The 13,697-nt window shown below is 63.8% G+C and carries 13 protein-coding genes and 1 pseudogene; 7 read left to right on the top strand and 7 right to left on the bottom strand.

The annotated features are described in order from the left end of the window. Window positions 1-35: 35 nt before the first annotated feature. The 7 genes from iolD to phnN all read left to right on the top strand — a co-directional run bounded on the left by iolD (window position 36) and on the right by phnN (window position 7,083). Window positions 36-1,886, top strand: coding sequence for a 3D-(3,5/4)-trihydroxycyclohexane-1,2-dione acylhydrolase (decyclizing) (iolD, locus tag ORS3428_RS24590; RefSeq protein WP_071100910.1), 1,851 nt, complete (start codon window positions 36-38; stop codon window positions 1,884-1,886). A 175-nt stretch (window positions 1,887-2,061) separates the two neighbouring features. Then, entirely contained in the window at window positions 2,062-2,988 is a 927-nt protein-coding gene (gene iolE, locus ORS3428_RS24585) for a myo-inosose-2 dehydratase (protein WP_071100892.1), read from the top strand. Window positions 2,989-3,040: 52 nt separating this feature from the next. Continuing rightward, window positions 3,041-3,253: a hypothetical protein gene (locus ORS3428_RS24580; protein ID WP_071100891.1), complete on the top strand. Its 213-nt coding sequence runs from the start codon at window positions 3,041-3,043 to the stop codon at window positions 3,251-3,253. A gap of 243 nt (window positions 3,254-3,496) precedes the next feature. Further along, window positions 3,497-4,309, top strand: a complete 813-nt coding sequence (iolB, locus tag ORS3428_RS24575; RefSeq protein ID WP_071100890.1) for a 5-deoxy-glucuronate isomerase — start codon at window positions 3,497-3,499, stop codon at window positions 4,307-4,309. Window positions 4,310-4,561: 252 nt separating this feature from the next. Continuing rightward, window positions 4,562-5,269 carry a DUF1045 domain-containing protein gene (locus tag ORS3428_RS24570; protein ID WP_071100889.1) on the top strand — a complete coding sequence of 236 codons (708 nt, stop codon included), beginning with the start codon at window positions 4,562-4,564 and terminating at the stop codon, window positions 5,267-5,269. Between the two features lie 51 nt (window positions 5,270-5,320). Beyond that, window positions 5,321-6,460, top strand: a complete 1,140-nt coding sequence (locus ORS3428_RS24565) for an alpha-D-ribose 1-methylphosphonate 5-triphosphate diphosphatase (RefSeq protein ID WP_071100888.1) — start codon at window positions 5,321-5,323, stop codon at window positions 6,458-6,460. Beyond that, window positions 6,457-7,083, top strand: a complete 627-nt coding sequence (gene phnN / locus ORS3428_RS24560; protein ID WP_071100887.1) for a phosphonate metabolism protein/1,5-bisphosphokinase (PRPP-forming) PhnN — start codon at window positions 6,457-6,459, stop codon at window positions 7,081-7,083. Before ORS3428_RS24565 ends, phnN begins: the two co-directional genes overlap by 4 nt. A gap of 282 nt (window positions 7,084-7,365) precedes the next feature. On the opposite strand, the gene ORS3428_RS24555 is transcribed toward phnN, so the two are convergent. The 7 genes and pseudogenes from ORS3428_RS24555 to ORS3428_RS32690 all read right to left on the bottom strand — a co-directional run. Next, window positions 7,366-8,133 (bottom strand): ABC transporter ATP-binding protein, encoded by a 768-nt coding sequence (locus ORS3428_RS24555; protein WP_108723167.1) that lies wholly within the window; start codon window positions 8,131-8,133, stop codon window positions 7,366-7,368. 50 nt (window positions 8,134-8,183) lie between these two features. Then, on the bottom strand, window positions 8,184-8,915 hold the full coding sequence (locus tag ORS3428_RS24550; RefSeq protein WP_071100885.1) for an ABC transporter permease: 732 nt from the start codon (window positions 8,913-8,915) through the stop codon (window positions 8,184-8,186). Window positions 8,916-8,924: 9 nt separating this feature from the next. Continuing rightward, entirely contained in the window at window positions 8,925-9,641 is a 717-nt protein-coding gene (locus tag ORS3428_RS24545; protein WP_071100909.1) for an ABC transporter permease, read from the bottom strand. Window positions 9,642-9,868: 227 nt separating this feature from the next. Continuing rightward, entirely contained in the window at window positions 9,869-10,711 is an 843-nt protein-coding gene (locus ORS3428_RS24540) for a transporter substrate-binding domain-containing protein (protein ID WP_071100884.1), read from the bottom strand. Between the two features lie 184 nt (window positions 10,712-10,895). Then, entirely contained in the window at window positions 10,896-11,891 is a 996-nt protein-coding gene (locus tag ORS3428_RS24535; RefSeq protein WP_071100883.1) for an ABC transporter permease, read from the bottom strand. Continuing rightward, window positions 11,888-13,459 carry a sugar ABC transporter ATP-binding protein gene (locus ORS3428_RS24530; protein ID WP_071100882.1) on the bottom strand — a complete coding sequence of 524 codons (1,572 nt, stop codon included), beginning with the start codon at window positions 13,457-13,459 and terminating at the stop codon, window positions 11,888-11,890. The genes ORS3428_RS24535 and ORS3428_RS24530 overlap by 4 nt, the downstream gene beginning before the upstream one ends. A gap of 122 nt (window positions 13,460-13,581) precedes the next feature. Continuing rightward, window positions 13,582-13,697 (bottom strand): annotated as a pseudogene (locus ORS3428_RS32690) (ABC transporter substrate-binding protein); the annotation flags it as partial.

Genomic DNA, 13,697 nt, shown 5'->3' with positions numbered 1-13,697 from the left:
CAGGGCGGCAGAAGGAAAGCCGGGAGGAAACGACAATGACCAAGACCGTTCGCCTGACGATGRCGCAGGCGCTGACCCGCTTTCTCAGCCGGCAGATGACGGAGATCGACGGCAGGAAAATGCCGATCTTCGGCGGCGTCTGGGCGATCTTCGGCCACGGCAATGTYRCCGGCGTCGGCGAGGCGCTCTACCAGGTGYGCGACGAACTGCCGACCTTCCGCGCCCATAACGAGCAGGCGATGGCGCATGCCGCGATCGCCTTTGGCAAGGCGAATTTCCGCCGCCGCTTCATGGCCGCGACCACCTCGATCGGCCCGGGCGCGCTGAACATGGTGACGGCGGCAGCCCTGGCCCATGTCAACCGCCTGCCGGTGTTGTTGCTTCCCGGCGATGTCTTTGCCAACCGCTTGCCCGATCCGGTGCTGCAGCAGGCCGAGGATTTCTCCGACGGCACGACCAGCGTCAACGACTGCTTCCGCCCGGTGTCGCGCTATTTCGACCGCATCACGCGGCCGGAACAGATCATCCCGGCGCTGAACCGCACCATGCAGGTTCTGACCGATCCGGCCGAATGCGGCCCGGTCACTCTGTCGCTCTGCCAGGACGTGCAGGCCGAGGCCTATGATTATCCCGAAAGCCTGTTCGTCGAGCGCGTCTGGACGCCGCGCCGGCTGCGGCCGGATCRCAATGAGCTGGCGGCCGCCGTCGCGGCGCTGAAGGGGGCGAAGAAGCCGCTGGTGATCGCCGGCGGCGGCGTCCTCTACTCGCAGGCGTCTGGCGAACTGGCGAAGCTGGTGCAGGCTACCGGCATTCCGGTCTGCGAAACGCAGGGCGGCAAATCCTCGCTGCCCGATRATCATCCGCTCAATATGGCGGCCGTCGGCGTCACCGGCACCTCCGCCGCTAACCGGCTGGCGGAGGAGGCGGATGTGGTGCTCGCCGTCGGCACCAGGCTGCAGGATTTCACCACCGGCTCCTGGGCGCTGTTCAAGAATGCCGGCCGCACCATCATCGGCTTGAACACGCAAGTCTTCGATGCCGGCAAGCATTGGGCGCTGCCGCTGGTCGCCGACGCGGTCGAAGGCCTGGCCGAACTCAATACCGCGCTGACGGGCTGGAAGGCGCCTAGCGCCTGGACCGACAACGCGCTGAAGGGCAAGCAGGACTGGCAGGCCGCCGCCGCCAAGGTGACAGCATCGACCAACGCCGCCTATCCGTCGGACGCGCAGGTGATCGGCGCTGTGCAGCGCRCCATGAGCTCTGGCGTCACCTTGCTGCATGCCGCCGGCGGCTTGCCGGGCGAGTTGCACAAGCTGTGGCAGGCGGGCGCGCCCGGCTCCTACCATGYCGAATACGGCTTCTCGACCATGGGCTACGAGATCGCCGGCGGCCTCGGCGTCAAGATGGCCAAGCCCGACCAGGAGGTCGTCGTCATGGTCGGCGACGGCTCCTACCTGATGCTCAATTCCGAGATCGCCACCTCGGTGATGCTGGGTCTCAAGCTCACCATCGTGCTGCTCGACAACCGCGGCTATGGCTGCATCAACCGGCTGCAGATGGCGACCGGTGGCGCCAACTTCAACAATCTCTTGAACGACGCGCGCCACGAGGTGATGACTGACGTCGACTTCGCCGCGCATGCGGCAAGCCTCGGCGCCGTCGCCGAGAAAGTGGCGTCGATCGCCGAGCTTGAGACGRCACTCGCCAGGGCAAAGGGCAACAGCAAGACCACCGTTCTGGTCATCGACACCGATCCGCTTGTGTCGACCGAGGCCGGCGGCCATTGGTGGGATGTCGCCGTGCCGGAAGTCTCGTCACGGCCGCAGGTGAATGCCGCGCGCAAGGCGTATGAGGACAAAAAGCAGATGCAGAGCATCGGTGATTGAAGACGGCGCTGCCCCTCGCCCTTACCCTCTCCCCGTAAAGAACGGGGAGAGGGGGTCGCCAGCGCCGGAGCTTGTCCCTTCTCCCCGTCCTTCACGGGGAGAAGGTRCYGGCAGGCGGATGAGGGGCAGGGCTGACCTGCGAGAATTTTGGACGATCCGAACCTGGAGTGACGACTTGAAAGCCAAACTGGGCATGTCCCCCATCGCGTGGTGGAACGACGATCTCGTGGAATTGAGCGATGACGTGTCGCTCGAGGAATGTCTGCGCCAGTCGCGCTCGGCCGGCTTCACCGGCATGGAGATGGGCCGCCGCTTCCCGAACGACCCGAAGGTGATGCTGCCGATCCTGAAGGAGGCGGACGTCACGCTTTGCGGCGGCTGGTTCTCCGGCACGCTGGTCAACGAGGATCTGGCGAAGAACAAGGATCRCATCCAGCCGATGATCGATCTGTTCAAGGCGGTCAACGCGCCCTGCATCGTCTATGGCGAGGTCGGCCGCTCCATCCAAGGTGACCGCTCCAAGCCCTTGGCCACCAAGCCGAAGCTCTCCGATGACGAGATGAAGGCGTATGGCAGGCGCGTCACTGAATTCGGGGAATGGTGCGCAGAGCAGGGCATGCCGCTCTCCTACCACCATCACATGGCGGCGGTCGTCGAGACCGAGCCGGAGCTCGACGCCTYCATGCGCCATTCCGGCGAAGGCATTCCGCTGCTGCTCGATGCCGGCCATCTCGCCTTTGCCGGCGGGGACGTGCTGCGCGCCATCGACAATCATCACAAGCGCATCAACCACGTGCATGTGAAGGACGTGCGCATGGGCGTGATCGACGGTCTCGACCGCACCAGGCAATCCTTCCTCGATGCTGTGGCGCTCGGYGCCTTCACAGTGCCGGGCGATGGTTCGCTCGATTTCGGCGCCATCGTCCAGAGGTTCGCTGAYTATGGTTATGAAGGCTGGTTCGTCGTCGAAGCCGAGCAGGATCCGAAGAAGAACCCGCCGCTCAAGATGGCTGAGGTCGGCCACAAGGAGCTGATGCGGGTGATGACAGCCGCCGGCTATACCGTGGAGACGCAAGGCTTCCCGGCGCAAACGGTGGATTAGCCGGCGCGCGCGGTTTATCTGATGCGCTTTGGGCAAGTCCTGGATTGGCGCGATGAAAGACTATGAGCATCCCTTCTTCCGGCCGCTGTGGCGGCGCGTCGCCRTCGTCGCCGTCTGCCTGGTCTGGTCGGTGATCGAGTTCGCCACCGGCACGCCGTTCTGGGGCGTTATAGCGCTCGGCTTCGCCGGTTACGCGGTGTGGCAGTTCTTCTATCTCTACAAGCCGGCCGAGGAGGGAAAGGCCCCGGCCGAGCCGAAGGAATGATTGGATGGAGGGCGCAGAGGTTTTGTGGATCGGACACTACGTGCATGACGGATCGCATACTTTCGCGGTTGGCCGGAACGCCCCTCGCTTCGTTATCCTAGGGTCTTCGCGACGGAGCTTCGCTCCTGCTTCGCCCTAGGGTGACGAAGTTGAGAGGGAACCGGCCAATCTCCAAGGTTTCGCGATAGTCCATCGGAATCTTAGCTGCGCCAATCGAATGTTAAGGAACTAGGAGAAACCCCGATGTCGAAACTGCTCGTCAAGGCCGACAAGGGCCACGGCCGCGTCGCTCATGTCACGCCGCAAAGCGCCGGTTGGACTTACGTGGGTTTCGATCTCCATCGCTTGCGGCCGGGCGAGACCGCCTCCGGCGAGACGGGCGACCGCGAGGTCTGCCTGGTCTTCGTCACCGGCAAGGGCAAGGCCTCTGCCGGCGGCAAGGATCTGGGGCTGCTCGGCGAGCGCATGTCGCCCTTCGAGGGCAAGCCCTGGTCGGTCTACGTGCCGCAGGGCTCCGACTGGTCGGTGACCGCTGACACCGAGCTGGAGCTTGCCGTCTGCTCGGCGCCGGGTCTCGGCGGCGGCCTGCCGGCCCGCGTCATTGCTCCGGACGATCTCGGCCAGGAGGTGCGCGGCAAGGGCACCAACACGCGCTACGTCACCAACATCCTGCCCGAGGGCAAGCCRGCCGATTCGCTGCTGGTGGTCGAGGTCATCACGCCCGGCGGCCACACCTCCAGCTATCCGCCGCACAAGCACGACCAGGACAATCTCCCGGTGGAATCCTATCTCGAGGAGACCTACTACCATCGCCTCAACCCGCCGCAGGGCTTTGCCTTCCAGCGCGTCTACACCGACGCCGACAGGAACGGCGCGCGCGACCTGGACGAGGCGATGGCGATCGAGGACGGCGACGTCGTGCTGGTGCCGAAGGGCTATCACCCCTGCGCGGCCTGCCATGGCTATGATCTTTATTATCTCAACGTCATGGCCGGCCCGAAGCGGACGTGGAAATTCCACAACGCGGCCGAGYACGAATGGTTGATGAAGGCGTAATTTTTCTCATCGCGCTCAACCTGTTGGTCCAGCTTGGAAAAATCGTCGGCTAAGGACCGACCGGGTTTATTTGCCTTCGAAAACCCGCGAAAGCTTCGTCAATCCGTCATGGAAATCACCTATGGCAGCGGACGGATGCATGTCGCCCAAAAGTGCGCAGCGGTTTTGGGATGACGACATGCAGAAAGCAAAGACTTGAAGCGCGTCGCACCTCTGCCACAGAGGCGCGACGCGCTTCGATGAGGACTTTCCATGCGCTACGCCATCTATTTCACCCCACACCAGGACGAGCCGCTGGCGCGCATCGCCGCCAATTGGCTTGGCCGCGACCCGTTCGGCGCGGCGACGCGGCCTGTCGAGGCCGTAGATGATCTGTCGGCGGCGGAAGTCGCCTTCCACACGGCCTCGGCGCGGCGCTATGGGTTCCATGCGACGCTGAAGGCCCCGTTCCGGCTGGCGCCGAACGAGACGGAAGCCTCTCTTCGCGCCGCGCTCGACAATTTCGCGGAAGTCACGCCGCCGGTTATCATTCCCCGCCTTGTCGTCGGCCAGATCGACGGCTTCTTCGCGCTGGTGCCGGAAGCGCCGCTGCTCCCACTCAACAGTTTCGCCGGCGAGGTCGTGCGCGCCTTCGACCGCTTCCGCGCGCCGCTGACCGAGGCCGAGATTGAGCGACGCAGCCCCGACTCGCTGAAGCCGGATGAGTTCCGCAACCTCTGTCAGTGGGGTTATCCTTACGTCTTCGAGACGTTCCGCTTCCACATGACGCTGTCCGGACGCGCCGGCCCGCAGGAAAGCCCACGTCTTCGCGCGGCAATCGACAGCCTGTTCGCCGATGTGCTRCAGCAGCCGGTGCCGGTGGATGCGCTGACGCTGTTCGTCGAGACCGAACCGGGCGCCCCCTTCATGGTGCTTTCCCACCGTGCGCTTGGCCGCCGCGCGGCCCGAAAAACCGCCTGATCGCCTGTTACGACTGCCAATACGACTGCCTGAGACCGAGGATTGCCCGAAATGACCACCGAAACCGTCCTCACCAATGCCCGCATCGTGCTCCCTGACGAAATCGTCGAGGGCTCGCTGCTGCTGCGCGACGGCCTGATCGCTGCCGTCGAGCCGGGCGCGGCGCGCTCCGGCGAGGATATGGGCGGCGACTACATCAYCCCGGGTCTCGTCGAACTGCACACCGACCATCTCGAAGGCCACTACGCGCCGCGCCCGAAAGTGCGCTGGAACCCGATCGCCGCCGTGCTTGCCCATGACGCGCAGGTGGCGACCGCCGGCATCACCACGGTGCTCGATGCCTTGCGGGTAGGCATGGACGAGGACGCCGACCTGAAGTCCGACGACGTTCGCAAGCTCGCCGACGCGATCGAGGACAGCGTGCGCCAGGATCGGCTGCGCGCCGATCATTTCATCCATCTGCGTTGCGAGGTCTCGGCGCCGGATTGCCTCGAATCCTTCGCCAATTTCGACACCGACGACAGGGTGAAGCTCGCCTCGCTGATGGACCATGCGCCGGGGCAGCGGCAGTTCGTCAACCTCGAGACCTATGCCTATTACTACCAGCGCAAGCTGAAGCTGACCGACCACGATTTCCAGAAATTCTGCGAGAAGCGCATGGCGGAATCGGCCAGGAATTCGGGGCCGAACCGCGTCTTCATCTCCGCCGCCTGCCACGAGCGCGGCATCGTGCTCGCCAGCCATGACGACGCGACGGCCAGCCATGTCGACGAGGCTGTGGAGCAGGGTGTCCGTGTCGCCGAGTTCCCGACCACCGAGGAGGCGGCAAGGGCCTCGAAGGCGGCCGGCCTCGGCGTGCTCATGGGTGCGCCCAACGTCATGCGCGGCTCCTCGCATTCGGGCAACGTCTCGGCCCGCGCGCTCGCCGGAGACGGCCTGCTCGACATCCTGTCGTCCGACTACATCCCCTTCAGCCTGGTCCAGTCTGCCTTCTTCCTCGGCGAGGTCGTCGACGGCATCTCGCTGCCGCAGGCTGTCGCCATGGTCTCGAAGAACCCCGCCGAGGCCGTCGGCCTCACCGACCGCGGCGTCATCGAGCCCGGCCGGCGAGCCGATCTCGTGCGGGTACGCGTTGACGAGCATGTGCCGGTCGTTCGCACCGTGTGGCGCCAGGGCAGGCGTGTCGCATGATGGTATCGGCTTTGATCGAGCGTGAACTCACCGAAACGCTTCCCATCCGCAACGGCGTCTTCGTCGCCGTCGTCGGCCCGAGCGGCGCCGGCAAGGACACGGTGATCGGCTATGCCAAGGCGCGCTTCGCCGACGAGCCGCGGCTGCACTTTGTCCGCCGGGTCATCACTAGGCCGAGCGACACTGCAAGCGAGGATCACGACACGCTGGCCGACGCAGCCTTCGCCGAGGCGGAGGCCGACGGCGCCTTCGCCATCTGCTGGGATGCGCACGGCCTGCGATACGGCCTGCCGGCCGATGTCGACTGGGCCGTCGCGGACGGCCATGTGGCCATTGCCAACGTCTCCCGCGCCATCATCCCGGCGCTGCGCGAACGCTACGCCAACCTGGCGGTGGTGGAGATCACCGCAGCGCCCGAGATTCTCGCCGAGCGGCTGGCGGCGCGCGGCCGTGAATCGCGCGGCGAGGTGCTGGCGCGCCTGGCACGCAGCGCGAATGTGACGCTTTCCGGGCCAGACGTCACCTCGATTGACAACAGCGGCGCAAAGGAAATCGCCGGCGAACGCTTCGCCGAGGTGCTACGCAAGGCGATGGCGTTCTCCGACCTATCGGACATGATTTGATATTCAGGTGAGGCCGGCCTGCAAATGGAAGGTAGAGCCGGGACTTGTTGGCGCAAGCGCTGGCCCCCATTGCCCTGCCGGGCATTTCTCCCCGTAAAGTGACGGGGAGAAAGGGGCTGGCCGCAGCCTCGGCGCCTTTCTCGTTCGAAATTGGCGAAATCATCGAAGAGAGCGCCCCTCTCCCCGTCACTATACGGGAGAGGATGCCGGCAGCCAGGTGAGGGGCAGCGCCGACGTCCGACCACGCTCCTGCGCGCGGCCTCCAGTGCCCAACGCTAGGCATCACTTGTTGAAATTCGCGATGAACTGCTTGAACTGTGGGGTGGGGGGATTGGCGAACATCTCTTTTGGTTCACCCAGCGAATCCACCTCGCCCTTGTGCAGAAAGATCACCTCGCTCGACACGTCGCGGGCGAAACCCATTTCGTGTGTCACGACCAACATGGTGCGCCCCTCCTCCGCAAGCGAGCGCATGACCCGCAGCACCTCGCCGACCAGTTCCGGATCAAGCGCGGATGTCGGCTCGTCGAACAGCATCACCTTGGGATTCATCGCGAGCGCCCGCGCTATGGCGGCACGCTGCTGCTGGCCGCCCGACATGTGAGGAGGATAGTAGTTGCGGCGCTCCCATATTCCGACGCGCTTCAGCAATGCCTCGGCCTGCTCCAGGCATTCCGCGCGCGGCCGCTTGAGCACGTGCGTCGGCGCGGCGACAAGATTTTCSAGCACCGTCATGTGAGACCATAGATTGAAGCTCTGGAAAACCATGGCGAGGTCGGCACGAATTCGCTCCACCTGGCGGGTGTCGGCCGGCATTTGCCGGCCATCCCTGCCTTGCTTCATCCGGATGAGCTCGCCGTCCACCCGCACCTCCCCGGAGTCCGGGATTTCCAGGAGGTTGATGCAGCGCAGCAACGTACTTTTGCCGGAACCCGAGGAGCCGAGAATCGAAATGACATCGCCCTTGTGAGCCTCAAGCGAAATGCCCTTGAGCACTTCATGGTCGCCGAAGCTCTTGTGCATGTCTTTGACGCTGATGGCGGCCGGCATGTCGTCGGGCGGCGATGCTGCTTTCGCGGCAGCGGCAAGACTTGCCGACATCACAACACCTCCGGGATGGGTTTGACCTGCTGGGCTTGTTCGGGTGCGGGACGCAAATGGGGTGAAAGCAGGTATTCCACCCAGGCAAACAGTCGGGCGATCGACAGGTTGAGGAGCAGGTAGATCACGCCGGCGCAGGTCAGCACCTCGATCGGCCGAAAAGTGTCATGCTGGATCTTCTGCGCCGTCCCCATCATCTCCATGATCGTGACCATGGAAGCGAGCGCGGTTGCCTTCGTCATGAGAATGATTTCCGTCGAATAGGCCGGCAGCGCCAGCCGCAGAGCGATCGGCAGCGTGACGAGGCGGAAGCGCGTAAACGCCGACATGCCGAACGCCTTGGCCGCCTCGATCTGCCCGACCGGCACCGCCCGCAGCGAGCCCCGGAAGATCTCGCTGGAATAGGCCGCGGTGTTCAGGGCCATCGCGRCGATCGTGCAATACATTGGATCCCGCAGGATCGGCCACAGGATCGGGCTGTGGCGAACGAAATCGAACTGGGAAAGCCCGAAATAGATCAGGTAGAGCTGCACCAGCAGTGGTGACCCACGAAACACAAAGACATAGGTTCGGGCGAAATTCTCGCCCAATCTGTAACCCGACGCCCGCATCCAGGTCAGGCCGCTGGCGATGACCAAACCAATGGCAACGCCGAAAAACCAGATCTCAAGCGTCAGCGGCAGAGCTTTCAGCACGCTCCAGATGGTTGATAGGTAGAAACTGGAATCCACCGCAACCTCTTATTTAGGCCGCACAAAACTGCGTGAGGTGTAACGCTCAGCCTTTTCGAAGATCGGCGTCGAAACCGAAGTCATGACGAGGTAAAGAATGCCCGCAAGGGTGTAGAAAAGCAGCGAATGGTGCGTTGAACGCGCGGCCTTGTTCGCGGTGAGCATCAATTCAGCGACACCGGTAACCGAAATGAGGGCCGAATCCTTTATGGTCAGCTGCCAGACATTGCCCAGCCCTGGCACCGCGAGGCGCAGGACCTGAGGCATGATGACGAGACGAAAACGCAGGAAGGCCGACATGCCATAGGCGCGGGCCGCTTCCAGCTCGCCGCGATGGATCGCCAGAAATGACCCTCGGAAGACTTCGGCCTGATATGCGCCGGAGATAATGCCGACCGCGAGAACGCCGCCCAGGAAGCTCGGCATGTTCAAGATATCCGTCGAGYCGATCGATCCGGTCGACCTCGCGACGCCGGTCAGGACCTGCGTGCCGCCATAGTAGAACAGGTAGATGATCAGCAACTCCGGTTCGCCGCGAAACACGGTCGTGTAGCTCTCGCCRATAAATCTCAATCCGCCCCGATGCGAAAGCTTGGCAGCCGCCACCAGCGACCCCAGTGTCGCGCCGATCAGCATCGAGACCACGGTGACGGCCAGGGTCCRCGCGATGCCCCAAAGCAGCTGCACGCCCCAGCCGGCAGCCAACAGCTCATAGGCCGTTGACAGYTGATCAAGCAGATTGTTGAGAAACTCCACGTACGCCGCCTCCAGGCGCCGAGATATGCATCGACTGGTTGCTCACCTTATAGCGCGTCGCGTCCAAACGAAATTCAGGCGACGCGCTTTAGGCCCTTGTTTTGATGCATGTCGTTCTCCCAAACCCGCTGCGCACTTTTGGGCGACATGCATTGATGCAAAAAACTGGAGCAGCCTTCGCTGCTCCCGTTGCGACATCACTTGGTAATGTCGATCTTGAACCACTGCATGCTGTATTTCGAGACCGAGCCGTCATCGAGAGCGGCCTTGAGCGCCTTGTTGTAGATGTCCTGCAGGTCCTTGTCGGTCTTGCGGAAAGCRGCGCCGATGCCCGGTCCCAGGATCGGTCCTCCCTTGAATTGCGGCCCAACGAATTCCAGGTCCTTGGCATCGGGCTTGGCCAACGTGCCGAGGAAGTAGGTGGTATCGGCGAAAGCCACATCGATGCGGCCTGCCATCAGGTCGAGGTCGTGTTCGTCCGTGGTCTTGTATTCATGGACGTTGGYGACATCCTTGAGATACTTGTCGGCGAATGTGGCCTCCGTGGTCGAAACCTGCAGGCCGACATTCTTGCYGGCGAGTTCTTTGCGCAGAGTGTCGAGTGCCGCCTTGGACTCGGCGTCGTCCTTGGAAAGATCGATCATCTTGCCGCTGTTGGAGAGCTGCGCCAGCGGGCCATTCTTGTCGGCAAGGAAGGCTACGGGCGACGAGGCATAGGGAACCGAGAAGTCGATGGTCTTGAGGCGCTCCTCGGTGATCGACATTCCGTCCATCACAATGTCGAATTTGCCTGCCGTCAGCCCGGGAATAACGCCGTCCCAATCCTGCGCAACGATGTTGCACTGCAGCTTTGCACGGGCACAGACGTCGTTCAGCACATCCACTTCAAAGCCGACGATCTTGCCGCTGGCGTCGGTCTGGTTCCAGGGGGCATAGGAGCCCTCCATCGCGACCGTCACGGTCTTCCAGTCCTTGGCCATTGCAGGGGTCGAACAGGTCAGTGCCAGCGCGGCAAGCGCAATCCAACGTGATGATGTCACGGGTATTTCCTCCCATAATTTATTCTTGGAATATGCGATTGCCGATTTGCTTAGCCCAGCCCCGACTCTCCGRCAAGGGCTGTCTTCCGGCCGCACGCTTCACCCAAAGTCAATTTGGCGCAGGAATTCCCGCCGATTCCCCACGGGATTCGGTCCGTTCAGGGTCCGCGGACCGGGAGCGAGGCTACTCCGCCGGCGCGCCGGCGACATTCCGGCGTGTCGCTTCCAGCATGCGCCGCCGGGCGCGGAACACGCCCCATTGCTGGTCGACCAGCACGCCGATGAGGATCACGCCGCCCATCACCGCGAAGTTGAGCGAGGAGGGGATGCCGAGCAAGTTGACGAGGTTCTGCAGTTCCTGCAGCAGCACGGTGCCGAGGATCACRCCGATCAGCGAGCCCTCGCCGCCGCGCAGCGAGAAGCCGCCCAGCACCGCCGCAGCGATCGCGTAGAGCTCGTAGAACTGGCCGTGGCTCGCCGGCGAGATCGAGCGCGTGTACATGGCGAAATAGATCGCTGACAGCGCCGTCAGCACGCCGCAGATGACATAGGCCGCGATCACCACGCGGCCGGTGCGGATGCCCGAATATTTCGCCGCTTCCTCGTTCTTGCCGATGGCGTAGAGATAGCGCCCGAATACCGAGCGGTGCAGCACCACCCACATGACGATGGCGATGACGATCAGCGCGATGAAGCTGTTCGGCACGCCGCCGGACCGGCCGGCCGTCAGGAATTCCAGATCCGGAAAATTCTGGCCGAAGGCGAAGCCCGCCGTGYCGTCGGCGGTATAGAAGCGCGCCACGCCGCGATAGATGAGCAGGCCGCAGAGYGTCACCACGAAAGGCTGCATCTTGAGCCGCGTGATCAGCCAGCCATGCACGAAGCCGATGACCGCGCCGAGCGCGATGATCAGCACGAAGGCCAGCGGCCAGTCCATCTCGCGCACGGCGATGAAGTCGATGAACAGCGTGYCGAGCAGCGCTACAAGCGAGCCGACGGAAAGCTCGATGCCRCCGGTGATGATGACGAAGGCCTGGCCGATGGAGAGGATGCCGAACAGGCCGATCAGGTTGGAGGTGTTGGCAAGATTGATCGGCAGCAGGAAGCGCGGATTGATGATGGCGACGACCGCGCCGACCACCAGGATCAGGACCAGCAGGCCGAGGTCTTTCTTGCTCATTGCGCTCCTCCCACCGCTCGCGCCAGCCTGGGCCTCTTGCCCACCGCCAGCAAAAGCACATTCTCCTGGCTGAAATCGTCCCGGTCGAGAATGCCGGAGATCTGCCCCTCATGCATGACCGCGATGCGGTCCGAGACGCCGATCACCTCTTCCATGTCGCTGGAGATCATCAACACCGCGACGCCGGCGTCCGCCAGCAACCGCATCAGCCCGTAGATCTCTGCCTTGGCGCCGATATCGATGCCGCGCGTCGGCTCGTCGAGGATCATCACCTTGGGGTTCATCGCCAGCCATTTGGCCAAAACCACTTTCTGCTGGTTGCCGCCGGACAGCGTGCCGGTGCGGGTCAGGACCGAAGGCGCCTTGATGCCGAGGTCCTTCTTCTGCTTCTCGGCGGTGGCGATCTCGGCRCCGGCCGAGACCAGCGAGCGTTTGGCATGCGCGGGCAGGTTGGGCAGCGAAATGTTCTCGGCAATCGAGAGGTCGAGCAGGATGCCGGTGAGCTTGCGGTCCTCCGGCACCAGGAAGATGCCGTTCGCCACCGCATCGGCGGCCGATCCGACATCAAGCGCCTTGCCGTCCAGCGTGACATTGCCGCCGAGCCGTTCGTCGATGCCGAACAGGACGCGCGCGAGTTCCGTGCGGCCGGAACCGACCAGGCCGGCAAGGCCGAGGATTTCGCCGCGCCGGAGTTCCAGGCTGACCGGGTGATCCGGATAGGCCGTGGTGCGCACCGCGCTCGCGGAGAGCGCGACGCCGCCCGGCGCGCGTCCGGCCTCGGCGGCCTTCTCGCGCTCCTTCAGCATGCGCCCGATCATCAGCTTGACCATCTGGTCGTGATTGATCTCGCTCTTGGCCAGCGTGCCGGCAAGCATGCCGTCGCGCAGCACCACGACACGGTCGGCGACGCGCTCCACCTCGTGCAGGCGATGCGAGATGAAGATGACGCTGATGCCTTCCGCCCTCAGCCCCTTGATGACGTCRAGCAGCTTTTCGGTCTCGGCGATCGGCAGGCTGGAGGTCGGCTCGTCGAGGATCACCAGCCGCGCCTTGATCGACAGCGCCTTGGCGATCTCGACCATCTGCTGCTGGGYGAGCGACAGCGAAGCGACCGGCGCATCGGCAGAGAAATTGGCGCCGACACGCTTCAACAGCGGTGCCACCATCTCGCGCAGCCTGGCACGGTCGACCAGCCTCAGCGGCCCGGCTTTTAGCGGCTCGCGGCCGAAGAAGATGTTGGCGGCGACGTCGAGGTTTTCGAATAGGTTGAGTTCCTGATGCACGAAGGCGATACCGGAGYCGATGCTGGCTTCCACGGTGAGCCCGTCATGCGCGATGCCGTCGACGGTGACGGTTCCGCTGTCCGGGCGCGTCACGCCGCCGAGGATCTTCATCAATGTCGATTTGCCGGCGCCGTTCTCGCCGACCAGGCCGATCACCTCGCCYGGCCTCACTTCCATGGAGAACCCGTCGAGCGCCACGACGCCGGGATAGGTCTTGCGCACGCCCTCGAGGCTCAGGAATGGAGCAGTCGTCGACTGAGCGAAGGATGTATCGGAATAATTCATCGCGCCACAATTTTATGGCAGTTGGCAGCAGCCGGTAGGCTACAGACTGACGGGCCGTGCACGGCCCGTCAATACGGACGCCGGCTCAAGGCGAACCTTGAGCCGGCGCACTGCTTGGGAGGTCAATTGCCCGCCATCGCCTTCAGGTTGGCGGCATAGGCGTCGACATCGTCCTTGCCGATGATCTTGGTCGGCACGATGATCAGGCCGTTCTGCGGAATGCCCGACTTGTCGCCCT

This window comes from Mesorhizobium sp. ORS 3428 (assembly GCF_001854785.1).
Lineage (GTDB): Bacteria > Pseudomonadota > Alphaproteobacteria > Rhizobiales > Rhizobiaceae > Mesorhizobium.
The sequence above is the reverse complement of the archived record's forward strand: the minus strand, read 5'-3'. Positions and strand labels throughout refer to the sequence as shown.

What these genes read in the sequence shown, in the direction of transcription:
- phnN (WP_071100887.1), top strand. Translation starts at nt 6,457, where the DNA reads ATGATGGTATCGGCTTTGATCGAGCGTGAACTCACCGAAACGCTTCCC.